The sequence below is a fragment of the Clostridium sp. UBA5119 genome, assembly GCF_002414285.1.
GTDB classification, from domain to species: domain Bacteria; phylum Bacillota; class Clostridia; order Clostridiales; family Clostridiaceae; genus Clostridium_J; species Clostridium_J sulfidigenes.
The window spans coordinates 36,522-54,107 of sequence record NZ_DHYX01000040.1 but is presented as its reverse complement, the minus strand read 5'-3'; the positions used below and the strand labels follow the sequence as shown (position 1 = coordinate 54,107).

The following is a 17,586-nucleotide window of genomic DNA, read 5'->3' as shown; positions in this document are numbered from 1 at the left end:
AATATTGACGTAAGTCCAATATGTTAATAGGAAACTATATAAATAGTTAACTAGTTAACTATTTGTTGTGGCCTCAAGGGTTTCAGAGATTTTCTTATTTTGAAAAAAGTAAAATTAGCCAATGATATTCTATCACTCTGGAACTAATTCTAATCTTTTATCCAATTTATCAACTAGTATAAGATTAGTAACCTCTACATTTTCTCTATTAATAACTATAAACCTTTTTAATCTATAATTTTATTGAGCTATACATATAGATTCTCTGTATAGTATAAGATTTTTATTAGAATTGTACCATTTAGCTATTTATAATTTCTTTTTATAATTTCATAATTGTAATATATAAGTTTAAATATTACGGAAATTATAAATAAATGTAAATAATTATTTATAATTATTTACAATCCATTTTTTATATGGTACACTATATTTAAATTGTTAGATAATAATAATTATTAAATAATAACTTACTTTTAATGGTAATGTTATAAAATAAGAAAGTGGGGAATAAAGATGGGAAATCTAAAAGGAACTAAAACAGAAGCTAATTTAGCAACAGCATTCGCAGGAGAATCTCAAGCTAGAAATAAATATACTTTTTATGCTTCAAAAGCTAAAAAAGAAGGATATGAGCAAATTGCCGCTCTTTTCACTGAAACTGCAAATAATGAAAAAGAACATGCAAAAATATGGTTCAAGCTTCTTCATGATGGCATAGGTGATACTATGGAAAACCTTAAAGATGCAGCTGCTGGTGAAAACTATGAGTGGACTGATATGTATGCTACTTTTGCAAAAGAAGCTAGAGAAGAAGGCTTTGATAAAATTGCAAACTTATTTGAAGGTGTAGCTAAAATTGAAAAAGAGCATGAAGAAAGATATTTAGCTTTATTAAAAAATATTGAAGACGGAAAAGTATTTGAAAAAGAAGAAAAAGTGGTATGGCAATGCGCTAATTGCGGATTCATCTATGAAGGAGAAAAAGCACCAAATGCATGTCCTGTTTGTGCACATCCTCAAAGTTTCTTCCAATTATTGGCTAAAAACTATTAATATTAAAATAACAAGGGTATTGAATCAAGAATTAATTCTAGATTCAATACCCTTATTTAATATGTTTTATTCTATAGGCATTAACTTTTGATATATTTCACTTCTATACCTCTTATCTAAAAGCATTATGGTACCCTTATCTTCTTCAGTTCTAATAACCCTTCCCATAGCCTGTATAACTTTGTTCATCCCTGGAAATGTATACGCATAGTGAAATCCTGGTTCCCCTATTTCGTTAAAATATTCTTCTATTAATTTTCTTTCAAAGGATATTTTAGGTAATCCAACTCCCACTATAATTGCTCCCTTAAGTCTATCTCCAATTAAATCTATTCCTTCTGAAAATACTCCTCCTAGAACTACAAAACCTATAGTTCTCTCCTTACTATTTTTATCTACATCCATCAAATAAAATCTTTCCAAGAATTCTTCTCTTTCTTCCTCTGTCATAACACTTTCTTGTAAGTATATATTATGTTCACTAAAATTCTTACAGTAAACTTCATATACTTTTGTCATATATTCATAGGAAGGAAAAAATACTAAAAAGTTTCCCTCATAATTATTTAGAGTTTCATTGATATATTTACAGATTGGGTAATAACTTTTATCTCTGTACTTGTATCTAGTATCAATGTCATATTTTAGAATCAAATTTCTATTTTCTGGTGGAAAGGGAGACTGAAGTTTTATGCTATAACTTTTATCATCTCCACCTAGTAGATTTTTAAAATAATTCATTGGAGACAGAGTGGCTGAAAAAAATATATTACTTATATTACCTTTTATACACTGTTTTATCACATTACTTGGGTTTAAACAGAATATTTTTATCCGGATATCCATATCTTCATTATTACAGTATAGTACAAAATCCTCTGAAAATAACTCTCCAATTCTAATAAAATCTAAGAAGGAAAAATATACATTTAAAAATATTTCATCTATGGTTTCACCACTGTGTTCTTTTAAATAATTTTCACCTTCTGTTGCAAAAAGCCTGAAAAGAACCAGCATTTCTCCGGGTCCTTCATCTATTATTATATTGCCCTTTTCACCTATTGTATATTCCTTTAGTTTCTTAATTATTTTATTTATTATACCTATTAGTTTTTTATTTTTATATTTAAATTCTTTTTTTAATTCTTTCAAATCGCTTTCTTTTATCTCAGCAGAATACATTTCTCTTCCACGGTCTACTAAATTATGTGCCTCATCAATAAGAAATATATATGGTGTATCATCAAATGCCATTCGCTTTATCATAGCTTTAGGATCAAAGAAATAGTTATAATCACCTATTATAAAATCACACCAAGCAATTAAGTCTAAGGAAAGTTCAAAAGGGCATACTTTAAATTGCCTGCTGTACTCCTCAATAATCTGTTGATTAAAAACTTCATTGTTTTCTATCATAGCTAATATGGCGTCATTAACTCGATCAAAATGTCCCTTTGCATATTCACAGGCATCGCCATTACATATTCTTTCCTCTAGAAAACAAATCTTATCTTTTGCAGTAATAGTTAATGTTCTAAGCCTCATACCAGAGCCTCTTAATATGTCTAAGGTATTTTCAGCCACTCCTTTAGTAATATTTTTTGCTGTAAGATATATAAGCTTAACTGAATTATTTATAGTAAAAGACTTTATTGCAGGAAAAATTGTTGAAATAGTCTTTCCTGTCCCTGTAGGTGCTTCAATATAAATATCTTTTTTCTCTTTAATAGTTCTATATATATTTATAGCTAGTTCCCTTTGACCCTTCCTATAATTTTCAAAAGGAAAATCTAACTTTTCAATAGAGTTATTTCTTAGTTCTATCCAACTACTTTGAAGATGAATCCACCTTGTATACCTGCCCATCACTTCATTGAAAAATTCCTTTAGTTCTTCCCTTAAAAAAGTTTTTGAAAAGGTCTTTGTATGCAAACTTTCTCTGTGACAATATATAAGATCTATATCTATTTCACTTAGGTTTTCTTCTTCACAATAGATGTGCCCATATAGTTTTCCTTGGGCCCAGTGAAGAAAGTTTTCATTTTCTTCAAGGGTAAGTAAGTCCTTCATGGTAGTCTTTATCTCTATTATTTTTACTCTAGTATTATTATCTTCCTGTGAACTAGTAATAATAACGCCATCGGCTCTACCTTCTAAAATAATGTTTATTTCTTTATAGGATAACTCTTTTGATAGATACATCTCATTAATATAGATCTTCTCTTCAGATTCATCACATTGCTCTTTAAGTTCCTTTTGTATGACTTTGTGAAGCCTAGTTCCCTCTTGAGCTGATGCAATACCACCTATTCTATCATCAATATCCCCTTGTCTATAAATAAACTCTATTAAATTTCTAACAGATATTCTCATATTATTTTCTATCATATTCTTCTCCTAATAGGTAGATCCATGATTAAACCTAGGAATTACTTATTTTGCTTCTGGGTTTCCATCTCTTCAAAAATTTCATTTAAATATTCCCATCTTTCTAATAGAAAGTTCAATTCCTCTTTTAATCTATTTTGATCTTCCAACAACTGTTGTAGCTTTACGAAATCACTTCCACACTGATTTATCTCAGCCTCAATTAATGTAATATTTTCTTCTTTTTTTTCAATATCCTCATCTATGGTATCAAATTCTTTTTGCTCTTTAAATGTAAACTTAACTTTAGTTGGTTTTTCCTTACGATTTTTATTTTCTTCATGTTTTTTTTCTTTATTAGTACTTGATGTAGCAACTTCTTCTTCAGCCTTTATATCCCTATACTCTTTATAATCACTATAATTCCCTACAAGTTCTAAAATCTTTCCTTTTCCTTCAAAGCTAAAAATTCTATTGGCAACTCTATCTAAGAAGTATCTATCGTGGGATATGGCTATTACTGTACCACTAAATTTATCCAAATAGTCTTCTAAAATTGTTAAAGTCTGAATATCTAAATCATTGGTTGGCTCATCTAAAAATAATACATTAGGTGCTTCCATTAGTATTCTTAAAAGATATAATCTTCTCTTCTCTCCACCAGACAATTTAGATATAAAACTATGCTGCATGGTTCCATCAAATAAAAAGTTCTCTAACATTTGAGAAGCAGTAATTTTACTTCCATCATTTGTAGTTATATACTCAGCTATTTCTTTAATATACTCGATAACTCTCATAGTTCCATCTAATTCTATATTTTCTTGAGCAAAATATCCTATCTTAACAGTTTCACCCTGTATGACTTGCCCTTTATCTGGGTTTAATTTTCCACTTATAATATTTAATAAAGTAGTTTTTCCCATACCATTGTTTCCAATAACGCCTACCCGTTCTTCCTTTGTAAAGATATGACTAAAATCCTTTATAATTATCTTGTCTCCAAAGTCCATGCTTATATTATAAAGTTCTAATATCTTATTTCCTAACCTTGAACCGGCTGTATTTAATTCCACTCTATCTTCATCTATCTTATAGGATGTTTCTTTTAACTCTTCAAACCTATCAATCCTTGCCTTTTGCTTAGTAGATCTAGCTTTAGCTCCTCTTTTTATCCAAGCTAACTCTTTTCTGTAGAGATTCTGTCTTTTACTTTCAAGAGCCTCCATAAGCTGCATTCTCTCTGCTTTCTTCTCTAAAAATACAGAATAATTTCCTTGATAAGAATAAAGCTCTCCCCTATCTAGTTCAAAGATCCTATTAGTAATTCTATCTAAGAAGTATCTATCGTGGGTTATCATTATAACCCCACCTTTTCTTTTCTGTAATAGCTCCTCCATATAATCAATTATTTCATTATCCATGTGGTTAGTAGGTTCATCCAATATTAAAAGATCGCAAGGAGTTATTAGCACATTACAAAGCCCTACTCTCTTTCTTTGCCCTCCAGAAAGCTTTCCCATTTTAGCATCAAAATCCGTTATACCTAACTTTGTTAGTAATGCTTTTGCCTCACTTTCTATTTGCCAACCTCCTAATGCGTCAATTTTACTAGTAAGCTTAAATAACTGTTGTTGCAGCTTTGAATTATCACTATTGGTTTTTAGTTCTTCTAATACATGTTCATACTCTCTTAGTACTTCCATTATTTCCCCAGCACCATTAAAAACATGATCAATAATCCTATCCTCTGGATTAAACTCAATATGTTGAGGTAAATAAGATATGTTCAGTCCATTCATCTTTGTAATTGTACCAGAATCCTCTTGTTCTATTCCTGCAATTATTTTTAATAATGTAGACTTTCCAGCTCCATTTACACCAATTATTCCTACTTTATCTTCTGATGTTATGGTTAGTTTCACATCTGTTAATAATGGTTTTTCACTATAACTCTTATATATATTTTCAAGTGTTATTAAATTCATATGTATCATCCTCTATTCTTAGCTATGTTTAATTATTTAATTTCTTTTTATAATATCTTCTATTTATAAAACCTTTCCTATGGACATTATACCTAATCGAGAAAGAAATAAAAACCTCTAGATACTATTATTATCTAAAGGTTTTTATTTAATATTTAATATTTATAGGGACTTTATACTATATCGCTAATCAAATTTATTCTAAAGAATATAACTTTCATAAAATAAAACTATAAGAAATATGTTATACCGCTACATCTTCAGGCTCTTCTTTCTTTTTTTCACCTATAGTAGATAAATTAATTCCTAATCCTTTTTGTATTATTCTAATAATTGGAAGAGAAATTAAACCATCTACAACGTGATGAATTATAGTTCCTATTCCTGTTACAACAATTGATAATACTATATTACCTGTAAATATAAGTACTACTAATCCTTCAAAAATTCCATGTATTGGTGCTGTAAAAGCTACAACTTTACCATAAGACATTTTTTTCATAATCATTTTAGCTCCAATATAACCTACCACTATATGAGATGATGCTCTCATTGCCACAATTGGATCTCCTATAGCAAATAAAAAACCTATCACTGAACCAATTCCAACTACTGCAGCCTCAAAAGGTCCTAAGAACATAGCAATAAACATAGGTACGTGTGATGCCAAGGTTGCAGTGAATGGTGGTATATATACCTTAAGAAAAGGCCCAAATATTACTGGTATTATAATAGACATAGCTATTAATAATGAACTAATTACCATCTTTTTTAGATTTGTTTTCATTTTTATCCTCCTGCCTGTACTGTATATACATTAGTATATATCATAAAGTTACAGTTGTAAATAGAAAGTATCCATTATAAAAAAACAATAGATACTTTCTATTTAAATCAGTTATAAATTTGACCTTTTTTTTCTTTTAACGCTAATAATAACTTATCACATGTTACAGGTATGCTATACATTCTAACTCCTACTGCATCATATATGGCATTTAATATAGCTGGAGCTGTAGGTATCATTACAGGCTCTCCTATTCCTTTAGCTCCATAAGGACCTGATTCCTCAAATTCCTCCACAAAATAAGTATCTATATGTGGTACATCTTTACTGGTTGGTATTATATAATTTGAAAAATTTCTATTTTTTATAGAACCTTTTTCTATTTCTATTTCTTCCATAAGTGCATAACCTATTCCCATGGCAACTCCGCCTTGTGCCTGACCTTCTGACGAAGCTGGATTTATTATTTTTCCTGCGTCATTTACAGCTATAACTTCAATTATGTCAACCTTGCCAGTTTCATCATCTACTTCAATAGTAACTTTTTGCGCTCCAAAGGTATAAGGCCAATACGGATTACCTTCACCAGTTTCCATATCAATTTGTGAAGTTTCTGCTTTAAAATAACCTTCTGTCTTTATTGGAATTCCCTTTTCTTTCATTTGCTTATAAAGGAACTTTATTTCTTCTTTATTAATACAATTATCATTTGATCTACTTAAACCTTTATTAAAATTACTTTTAAGTTTTTTACAAGCATCATATACAGCATTTCCTGTATTGTAAGTTTGTCTACTTGCTGCTGCAGTACCACTATCTTTTACAAAACTAGTGTTATCATACATTACTTTAATTAGATTTTTATCTATATTTAATGTTTCTGTAGCAATTTGCCACATCACACTTATACCACCAGAACCTACATCTGAAACTTCCACATATACTACAATTTCACCATCTTCCCTAAGTTCTGCCGTTGCTCTTGATTCATCAGGAAACCCATTTCCATACCCGGTACCATAAAATATAGTAGCATATCCTACACCACGGTTCTTCATATCAATTTCACACCTTCTTTTAAATTTCTACTCCATCAAGGTCTGCAAGCTTTTCTATACATTTTTTAAGGCCTACACTTGATTTTAACACTTGACCTGTAGCAGTTTTATCTCCTACTTTAAAAGCATTTATATATCTAAATTTTAGTGGGTGAATCCCAATCTTTTCAGCTAACATATCCATATGACTTTCTGTAGCAATAGGACATTGTGTTGCCCCAAATCCTCTCATTGCCCCACTATATGGATTATTGGTATATACAGCCATGGCTCTTATATCTACATTCTGTATATTATATGGACCGGTAGCATGTACTGCAGCCTTTCTTAATACATTCATCCCCCATGAAGCATATGCACCAGTATCTCCATAGATTCTAGCTTTTAATGCACAAAGTTTACCATCTTCTCTCACCCCTGTTTTTAAAAAAATTTTCATAGGGTGTCTTTTACTATGGGATATAGTAGATTCTTCTCTATCATAAACTACCTTAACTGGTTTTAGAGTCAAATAAGCTGCAATTGCTGCGTGACATTGTGAATTAATATCTTCTCTACCTCCAAAGGCTCCACCAATAGTCATATTTCTAATTCTAACTTTTTCTTCCTCAATATTTAAGCATCTAGCTACCTCTTCTCTATCATAATGTGGATATTGAGTTGCAACATATACTTCTACCACTCCCTCTTCATCAACTCTGCTTACAGATGCCTCAGGCTGTAGAAAAGCATGTTCTACCATAGGAGTATTATACCAGTTCTCTACTATATATTTAGCTTCCTTAAACCCATCATCAATATTCCCTTTTTTTATCTTTAAATCATAGAGTAAATTACTTCCTTCACCTAAAATTGGAGCATCTTCTTTTAAAGCATCCTCAATATTAAAAATGCCCTTAAACTCTTCATACTCTATTTTCACATTATTTAAAGCGTCTTTTAAAGCTTCCTTATTTTTAGCAACTATTATAATTATGGGATCCCCTACTCTTTTAATTATATCTTTCACAAGAGTAGGAATATCCTTAAATACAACACCATGACTTATAGCTCCTGGTATCATAGTATAATCTATGACCATTTCCACATCTTCCATAGCTCTTATTTCTTCCATATTTATATTTTTAACTTTTCCATAGGGGATTGTACTTCTTTTTACTCCAGCATATAACATACCTTCAAATTCTAAATCGTCAGGATAAATTGATTTACCTAGTACTTTATTGTATACATCTGGCCTTATAAGTCCTCTTCCAACAGACTCCATTGCAACCTCTCCTCTAATTATTTTTCAACTTGCTTTGAGCTAAAATTATACCTTGAACTATTTTGTCATAACCTGTACACCTGCAAAGGTTTCCTGAAATACTTTCCCTTATTTCCTCTTCAGTTGCATCTATGTTTTTATCTAGTATAGCTTTAGCACTTAGTATCATCCCTGGAGTACAATATCCGCATTGAACTGCTCCTACCTCCATAAAAGCTTCTTGAATGGGATGTATTCCGTTATTACTAATACCTTCTATAGTAATTATTTCGCAACCATCTAAAGTTGTTGCTAGCAAAAGGCAAGAATTAACAGTTTTACCATCTAGAATAACAGTGCAAGCACCACACTCTCCTTCTCCACACCCTTCCTTTGTTCCTTTTAGTTTAATTTCGTCCCTTATAAAATCTATTAGTCTCATCATGCTATTTATATTTCTTTTATATTTAATTCCATTTATTTTCATATTTACTTCTACCACAATATACCTCTTTTCTATAATTAAAAATTATATCTACTGCTGTAAAGCGTTATCTAAAGCTCTTTTAAATACACCTTTAATTGCTTCCCTTTTAAAAGGCATAGTTTTCCTACCCTCAATGCTTTTCTCTACAATACTTTCTAAATATTCTAAAGCTTCTTCAGAATATAGCCATTTAATATCTTTTCCCAAAGACTTTTCTTCTAACTCTTTAGCTCTAAAGGGATATCTTCCAACTGCTCCAAGACATATATTTATAGCACAAATCCTATCTTTTTTTATTTCTAAATTTACAGCAGCACTTACTCTTGAAATGGCTAAAGAATTTCTTTTACCTAACTTGTAATAGCCACTTATATTTTGTGTTTTAGGTATAATAATATGAGTTAATATTTCATTTTCTTTTAATCTATCTTCTTTATAATTTTCAAAATAGTATTCACAACTTACTCTTCTTATTGCGTCTTCAGATTGTATAAGTAATATTCCTCCTAAACTAATTATACAAGGTATTATATCAGCTGCTGATCCTCCATTAGCAATATTTCCTCCAACAGTGGCTACATTTCTAATTTGTGGTGATCCCATAGACATACTACAATTTAAAAGTAAATTACAGTAATTATTTATAATATTATTTTCAATTAAATCACTAAAAGTCACCATAGCACCAATATATATTTCATCCTCATCATCTACTATTTTTTTTAATTCTGAAATTTTTCCTAAGGAAACTATGGATTCGTACTTTACTTTATTTCTTTTAAAGTCTAGAACTAAGTCTGTTCCCCCAGCTAACAGTTTAAGATTAAAATGATCTTTCATATATTCTTTAACTTCTTCTATAGTTTTAGGACTGTAAATTTTCAACACTTTTATGCTATACCCCCATTCTTATTTAATTTATTTAATTTATTTAATTTATTTAATTTATTTAATTTATTCATTTTATTCAATTTTATTACATATAGCTTTTAAAATAGCTTTTAAAAAAAATCTTCTATATCAAATGTATAGAAGACTTACTTTACTGTAATGTTATTATTTTATTTTGTTTTATTGCATGCCGTTAATATCATCTCCTCTGCAACTTGAAAATAATCATCTAAATCAAATTTCCCTTCGTCGATTAAGTACTGTAATGAAGCCCCTAGCATTAAGGATACCATTACAAAAGGAATATTTCTTATAGTTTTATCATCAATTCCTTCTTGTTCTTCTTTAGAAAAAGTCTCTTCTATACTCTTTCTCCAGATATTAAAGGTATTTTGAAATATAGTTCTTATCTCTTGATTTACAGTTCCTTGAACCCAATAATCAATTTGGGCATATTCCATCTTTTTATTTATTAAAATATCATCTTTTTTCTGCTTAAAGAACCCTTGAATATTTTCAGTAACAGTTTTAGCTTCAGTATCTATATAGTTCTTACGCCCCTTAGAAAACTCCTCTTGTATGCTATTAAGTAATGCTACCATAATATCATTCTTAGTAGAGAAGTGATAGTGCAGGTTAGCTTGGCTCATATTAGCCTCCTTAGCAATTATATGCATACGAGTACCACTAATTTTTTCCTTAGATACTACTTCAAGTGCCGCTTTAAGTATCCTCTTATCCACATCTTTTTCCATGATTAACCTTCTTTCTCACTTAACCCTAATTTCATCTAAAAGTATATAGTTTTTTAATTTACCTATATGGCTCATCTATAATTTTTCCAGCCACATACCTTTTAATTATATTTTTAGGATTTCCTGTGTAAATAAATTTTTGTAATCTTTCTTGTATCGATAGTCTTTTGAAACTTTTTAATGAACTATCATCTATAACTAATGCATCAAATTCGTAACCTTTTTCAAAGCTACCAACCTTTCCAAAGAAACTTCCACTTCCCTTAGTTGCTAAATAAAACAATTCAGCTGTATTTAGTGGTACTTCTTTTTTACCACTTTCAAGCCATTTAATGTTTGATGTTTGTGCACTGTCTACCATTACGTTGCACATAGACAAGCTATGTCCTCCTGATATGTCAGAAGCAAGTCCAATTTGTATTCCTTCATTTATAAATTTCCTAATTGGAGCTATACCACTTGCTAAATTGGAGTTTGAATTTGGACTATGAGCTACAAACACTTTATTTTGCTTAAGCATTTCTATTTCTTCATCTTCAAGTAATACGCAGTGAGCCATAATTGTTGGTTGATTACCAAGAAGCCCTGCATCTTTATAAATACTGGCATAATTTTTATACTCTGGATGCAAGGATTTTACAAATTCTATTTCATCTTTATTTTCACTTAAGTGTGACTGTACTGGTATTTTATATTTTTCAGCTAAGTCACCTAATCCTCTTAATAATTTAGGAGTACAAGTAGGAACAAATCTAGGAGTTATAATTGGTTTTATACGTTCATACTTATCCCCATATTCATTTATAAAGTTTTCCGTATCTTCAATAGATTTCACTGAATCTTCTCTTAAAAATTCCGGACAATTTCTATCCATATTTACTTTCCCTACATAAGCACCGAGTCCTGAATGGTTTAAGATATCCATTAAGAGCTTTGTTGAATCTAGATGTACTGTGGCAAATATACAACTTCTAGTAGTTCCATTTTTCCAAAGTTCTCTTGCTAAACTAGTGTATACATCTTTTGCATAGGTTGTATCCCAGTACTTTTCTTCCTCTGGAAAAGTATATGTTTCTAACCATGGCATCAATTCCTTGTCTAATCCTAACCCTAAATTAGGAAATTGAGGTCCATGAAGGTGTAAATCAACAAAACCAGGAATAATTAATTTATCTCCATAATCTATTACTGATGCGTTTTTAAGTTCTTCTGGTAATACTTCATATACTCCCTTTATTATCTTATTCACTAGTACCACATACCCATTTTCGATTATTTCATATTCTCCAAAGTTTTTGGTAAAAATAATGTTTCCTTTTATTGCTTTAATCTGGCTCATCACATTCCTCCTTAATTAAATTATCATATTCAAACTATAATTTAATCTTTCTACCTAGTGAACTCTTTTTCTTCTTATTTCTTATAAAATGTATCTTCTAGAGGTAAAGTAGTTCGGAATTTATGATCTAGCATATAGTAAGCTCCTTGAATTGCCGGCGCTGTTGGGATAGATGTTATTTCTCCTATCCCTTTTGCCCCATAGGCTAAATCACTAGTATTCTTTTCTATTATTATAGGTAATATCTTAGGAACTGCTGGAGCTCTAAATAAACCTAAAGTTCCAAATTTAGCTATAGGTATGCAATTATTAAGTGGATAATCCTCTGTTAAAGCATATCCTAAACTCATAACAACCCCCCCCTCAATTTGTCCTTCCACGTTTATAGGATTAATTGCTCTTCCCACATCATGAGCAGCAACTATCTCTTTAAGTTTACCATTTTTATCAAGTATTGCAAGTTGTGTTGCATACCCATAGGCTACATGACTAACAGGATTTTCCTTTGGAGAATTTATAGGGTCTGTTATTCCCCTGTATTCTCCATAAAATTCTCTATCATTTAATAAATTCAAAACCTTATCTGTATTATTTAAGAGCCATTTTCTAATTATACTACGATCTATGCAACTTTCTTTTGCATGGTTTATTAATTTTTCTTCACTATATTGCTTCATCACTTCTTCCATAAACTTCATCGTAGCAATCCTAACAGCCTCTCCTGTAAACAAAGTCTGTCTTGAAGCTGTAGTTGTTCCTGAATTAGGTGAATCAAAGGTATCAGGAAAACCTATTGCAACTTTATTGGGTGATAATCCAGTAATTTCACAAATTATCTGTGTCATTATAGTACCTATGCCTTGACCTATACAAGCTGCACTAGTTCTCACATTAATAACTCCATCTTTTATGACTAGGTTACACCTACCTATATCAGGAAGTCCAACTCCTATTCCACTATTTTTCATACAGCAAGCAATTCCTACAATTTCATTTCCATAATATTCATCTTTTACAGCTAGTAACGTTTCTTTAATTGCTGTACCTGAATCAGCTATCTGACCATTAGTTAGTATATCTCCTGGTTCTACAGCATTTCTATATCTAATTTCCCAGCTTGATATACCAACCTTTTCGGCTAAAAGATTTAAGTTACATTCCCCTGCAAATACAGATTGAGTTACCCCAAATCCTCTAAAAGCTCCTGCTGGTGGATTATTAGTATAAACTGCTGTGCCAGTGATATCAACATTATCACATCTGTATGGTCCTGCTGCATGGGTACATGCCCTTTGTAATACTGGTCCTCCTAAAGATGCATATGCTCCAGTATCGGCAACTATATTAGCTATAAAAGCTGTTAATTTTCCTTCTTCATCACATGCTGTAGTTACTTCAATTTCCATAGCATGTCTTTTAGGGTGAATCATTATGCTTTCTTTCCTACTTAAAGTAATCTTCACAGGCATTTTTATAANNAGCTGCATGATGTTGAACACTCATATCCTCTTTTCCACCAAAGCCACCTCCAACATATTTACTAATACACCTTACTTTTTTCTTAGGCAGCCCTAATAGTTCTGATATTTCTCTTTGCTCATCATAAATTCCTTGGGAGCCAGTATAAACTAGCACTCCATCTCCATCCGGCATTGCCAAAGCACTTTCCGGTTCCAAAAAAGCATGCTCTGTGAATGGAGTTGAATAAGAATTAGTAACTATATATTTAGAGTTTTTTAATGCATGCTCAATATTACCTCTTCTAACTCTTTCATTTCTATATATATTTCCTTCAGGATGAATTCTTGGAGCATCATATCTCATAGCCACTTCAGGTTTCGTTAGTGGTACAAGCTCTTCATATTCTACTTCTATAAGCTGTAAAATTTCCTTTAAAGCCTTTTTTGATTTTGCAGCCACTAGTACTATAGCATCTCCCACGTATCTAGTTTCTTCTCCCACTGCTATTAAAGCTGGCCAATCCTTTGAAATATGTCCAATATATCTATTCCCAGGTATATCCTTTGCTGTTAATATGGTTATAACATTAGGATGATTTAGAGCTTTATCTATATTAATTTTTTTAACCAGTGCTCTTGGATATTTTGTTCTTAATGCGGAACCATATACAAGCCCATCAACCTTCATATCATCAACATATATAGCAGTTCCCAAAATTTTATCCATAGCATCAATTCTTGTTAACGATTTTCCTATAGAACCGTTTCGTTCTAAATCAAAATTTAGTTTTCCCTGCCGAAAAATTTGTGCTGCTAATTTTATTGCTTCTATTATCTTTACATAACCTGTGCATCTGCATATATTTCCTTTAATGGCAGCTTTTATCTCATCTTTAGATGGATTTAAATTTCTATTAAATAATCCCTTAGCACTAATCACCATGCCTGGAATACAAAATCCACACTGAACTGCACCAACCTTTGAAAAAGACCATGAAAATACTTGTTTTTCGAATTCTGATAAACCCTCAACAGTTTGTACTTCTTTACCATTAATTTTTTCAAGAGTATTTATGCAAGCCCTTCCTTGAACTCCATTTATTAAAACCATACAAGCTCCACAAGCACCTTCTCCACACCCGTTTTTAACTGATGTTAAATTTGCTTCTTCCCTTAAGTATTCAAGCAAGTTCGTATTTTCTTCAAATGAAATATTTTTTCCGTTTAGCACAAACTCATACATAAATTTCCTCCTAATAATTTACTAATGTATAAATTCCCTAACATATTATATAGCTGAATAGGACCCCTCAAATATAATATAAACTCAGGGTCCTAGCATATTTAAATTATAATGTATGCTTGATTACAAGGCTATAAATTTTACTTTTATTTCTTATAAGTTTTTAACTTTTTCATTAAATTTCTCTATTAATTTATCTAATTCTGGTGCCATTTTATGAAGTCTTCCCCAATAATTATCATAGTCATACCATTGAGCATTTAATTCATTTAATTCATANNTTGCTGTTGTTCTATCCATGTATAATATTTCAAATTATGAATTCTCCTCTTAGACGCATAAGTTAGTTCTTCCATAGAATCTGTTCTTATACCCATAATACTTCTGTTATAATCAACCATAGCATCCTTTTCTTCATATTCATGACCTCTATCTTTTCTCATTTCTTCAAGTCTAGACTGATACATTTCTGCTGAGTCTGTAAGAACAGTTAATACCATATCATTTTCGTCAAGCTCATAGTACTTTGCAAATTTTATTGCAGATATTATATTGGCTGCTCCAGAAATACCTACCCAACTAAGCTTTTCTATAACTTCTTCTGATACTCCAATGGATCTTAAATATTGTCGACCAACTGGTTCATTAAATAGTCTAAACATAGTTACGCTATCATCGTCATCTATCGCGATAACCATATCTGTATTTTTTACATTGTGAATCCAAGGTACATGCTTATCTCCTATACCTTCAATTCTATGATCACCAAAACCATTATTTAAAAGTGTTGGACATTGAAGGGCTTCACCAACTGCAAGTTTAGCTCCTGGATATTTATCTTTAATGAAATCTCCGCTTCCTAAGGTACCTGCTGAACCTGAAGTTAAGCAAATACCAGCTACTTTTCCATTATGGCCTTTTTCATGTTCTATTATGGAAACCATGGCATTACCAGTTACTTCATAATGCCAAAGATGATTTCCAAGTTCGCCAAATTGATTAAATATAACAACATTATCTCTAGTTCTTCTGAGTTCCCAAGTCTTATCATAGATCTCTTTAACATTACTTTCACATCCTGGAGTTGCAATTACTTCTCCAGCTATGCTCTTAAGCCAATTAAAACGCTCTTTACTCATATTCTCAGGTAGAATAGCAATTGATTTACACCCTAGTAATGTTGAGTTATAAGCCCCTCCTCGGCAGTAATTTCCAGTTGATGGCCAAACAGCTTCATGAAACTTTGGATCAAATTGTCCTGTTACAAGTCTTGGTACAAGACAAGCATAGCTTGCTCCAACTTTATGAGCTCCTATAGGAAAAAACTTTCCTGACATAGCAAAAATCCTAGCTTTAACTCCTGATATTTCTTGTGGTATTTCTATATAATTGGGTAATGTGTTATATAAACCGCCTTTTTTAATTGGCTGATTATACCAAGATATTCTAAATAGATTGATTGGATCAATATCCCAAAGGCCAGTTTCAGCAAGTTTATTTTTAATCTCTTCTGGTATTTTATTTGGATCCTTCATTTGAGCAATAGTAGGAATAATTATATTTCTCTCTTTCGCACTCTCTGCTGTTTTTAGAATTTGTTCCTCATTAACTTCTAAATCTATTAATTTATGCATTTTATATCCTCCTCAAAATCTTTATAAAGGAATTACTTATAATTCAAGACAAATATTTTAGATATTCAATTAATTTATTCATATCCGGCTTTATTAATTCTGGTTTATTAACTGCCTGTTGAGCTGATTTTATATCCTTAAGCCCACTACCAGAAACTACAATAACCACCGTTTCATCTTCTTTTATTTTATCTAGTTCAACTAATTTTTTAAGTCCAGCAAAACTAGTTACTCCTGCTGGTTCCCCAAATACTCCAGTCTGCCTTGCTAAAGATGTTATTGCACTTAAAATTTCTTCATCACTGACATCTATAGCCATCCCATTGCTTTCTTCAAGAGCATTTAAAGCTTTATATCCATTTCTCGGAATTCCTACTGATATACTATCTGCAATAGTTACTGGTGGTATATAGTTAAATGATCTTAATCTATTTCTATAAGCTCTATTAACTGGATTAGCTCCTTCTGCTTGTACTGATACCATAGTTGGAAGCCTATCTATTAAACCTAGTTCATAAAATTCCTTAAACCCTTTCCATACACTAGATATGGAACATCCATCCCCCACAGACATAATTACTTTGTCTGGCACCTTAAAGTTTAATTGCTCGCATATCTCAAAAGCAACAGTTTTTTTCCCTTCTGCTAAGTATGGATTTATGGCACAACTTCTGTTATACCAACCAAAATGATTTACAGCTTCTAAACAAAATCCAAATGCTACATCATAATCTCCATCTACTAAAATTACTTCACTTCCAAATACTAGAAGTTGTGTTAGTTTTGCCTCTGGAATGTTTTTAGGAACAAATATATAGTTTTTTATTCCCATGCAAGCTGCAAACCCTGAAAGAGAAGACGCTGCATTGCCTGTAGATGCTGCACAAATAATATCTTTTTTTAGCTCTATTGCTTTGGCCACACCAATAGCTGTAGCTCTATCCTTAAAAGATGCTGTAGGATTCCTACCTTCATCCTTTACATATACATTCTTTATATTTAATAACTTTTCTAATCTATTAGCTTTATAAAGTGGTGTTCCTCCTATTTGTAAAGGTGTTATACCTTCTCTAGATTCCAAAGGAATAATAGGAAAATATCTCCAAATATTCTTATCTTCATTTTCCTTTAAATGTTCCTTAGTTAATTCTTTTTTAACTAAGTCTATATTATAAATTACATCTAGTGTTCCTTCTATGCCACAGTCTGGACAGTGATACATTACTTCTTCTCCAACTTTCTTACCACATTTAGAACATACTAATCCCTTAACTT

The 17,586-nt window shown here is 31.2% G+C and carries 11 protein-coding genes and 2 pseudogenes; 1 reads left to right on the top strand and 12 read right to left on the bottom strand.

Features of this window, described 5'->3' with window-relative positions; genetic code table 11:
* Nucleotides 1-516: 516 nt before the first annotated feature.
* On the top strand, nt 517-1,056 hold the full coding sequence (rbr, locus tag B2671_RS06085; RefSeq protein WP_346869600.1) for a rubrerythrin: 540 nt from the start codon (nt 517-519) through the stop codon (nt 1,054-1,056).
* 66 nt (nt 1,057-1,122) lie between these two features.
* On the opposite strand, the gene B2671_RS06080 is transcribed toward rbr, so the two are convergent.
* The 12 genes and pseudogenes from B2671_RS06080 to thrC form a co-directional block, all read right to left on the bottom strand.
* A complete protein-coding gene (locus B2671_RS06080; RefSeq protein WP_346869599.1) occupies nt 1,123-3,444 on the bottom strand; it encodes an ATP-dependent DNA helicase in 2,322 nt (773 codons plus the stop codon).
* A gap of 41 nt (nt 3,445-3,485) precedes the next feature.
* Entirely contained in the window at nt 3,486-5,411 is a 1,926-nt protein-coding gene (gene abc-f / locus B2671_RS06075; RefSeq protein ID WP_346869598.1) for a ribosomal protection-like ABC-F family protein, read from the bottom strand.
* 244 nt (nt 5,412-5,655) lie between these two features.
* Nucleotides 5,656-6,198, bottom strand: a complete 543-nt coding sequence (locus B2671_RS06070) for an ECF transporter S component (protein WP_150842423.1) — start codon at nt 6,196-6,198, stop codon at nt 5,656-5,658.
* 107 nt (nt 6,199-6,305) lie between these two features.
* Complete coding sequence (locus tag B2671_RS06065) at nt 6,306-7,256, bottom strand: xanthine dehydrogenase family protein molybdopterin-binding subunit (protein WP_346869597.1); 951 nt, start codon at nt 7,254-7,256, stop codon at nt 6,306-6,308.
* A 19-nt stretch (nt 7,257-7,275) separates the two neighbouring features.
* The gene (locus B2671_RS06060) at nt 7,276-8,523 is read right to left on the bottom strand and encodes a xanthine dehydrogenase family protein molybdopterin-binding subunit (protein WP_346869596.1); all 1,248 of its coding nucleotides are present in this window, start codon (nt 8,521-8,523) and stop codon (nt 7,276-7,278) included.
* A gap of 13 nt (nt 8,524-8,536) precedes the next feature.
* The gene (locus B2671_RS06055) at nt 8,537-9,004 is read right to left on the bottom strand and encodes a (2Fe-2S)-binding protein (RefSeq protein ID WP_414632617.1); all 468 of its coding nucleotides are present in this window, start codon (nt 9,002-9,004) and stop codon (nt 8,537-8,539) included.
* 33 nt (nt 9,005-9,037) lie between these two features.
* Entirely contained in the window at nt 9,038-9,877 is an 840-nt protein-coding gene (locus B2671_RS06050) for an FAD binding domain-containing protein (protein WP_346869595.1), read from the bottom strand.
* Between the two features lie 173 nt (nt 9,878-10,050).
* Nucleotides 10,051-10,635: a TetR/AcrR family transcriptional regulator gene (locus B2671_RS06045; RefSeq protein ID WP_346869594.1), complete on the bottom strand. Its 585-nt coding sequence runs from the start codon at nt 10,633-10,635 to the stop codon at nt 10,051-10,053.
* Nucleotides 10,636-10,693: 58 nt separating this feature from the next.
* Entirely contained in the window at nt 10,694-11,974 is a 1,281-nt protein-coding gene (guaD, locus tag B2671_RS06040) for a guanine deaminase (RefSeq protein WP_346869593.1), read from the bottom strand.
* Nucleotides 11,975-12,048: 74 nt separating this feature from the next.
* A pseudogene (gene xdh / locus B2671_RS06035) lies at nt 12,049-14,677 on the bottom strand (selenium-dependent xanthine dehydrogenase).
* Nucleotides 14,678-14,830: 153 nt separating this feature from the next.
* Nucleotides 14,831-16,311 (bottom strand): annotated as a pseudogene (locus B2671_RS06030) (pyridoxal-phosphate dependent enzyme).
* Between the two features lie 43 nt (nt 16,312-16,354).
* A partial coding sequence (thrC, locus tag B2671_RS06025) for a threonine synthase (RefSeq protein WP_346869592.1) occupies nt 16,355-17,586 on the bottom strand: 1,232 nt, incomplete at its 5' end.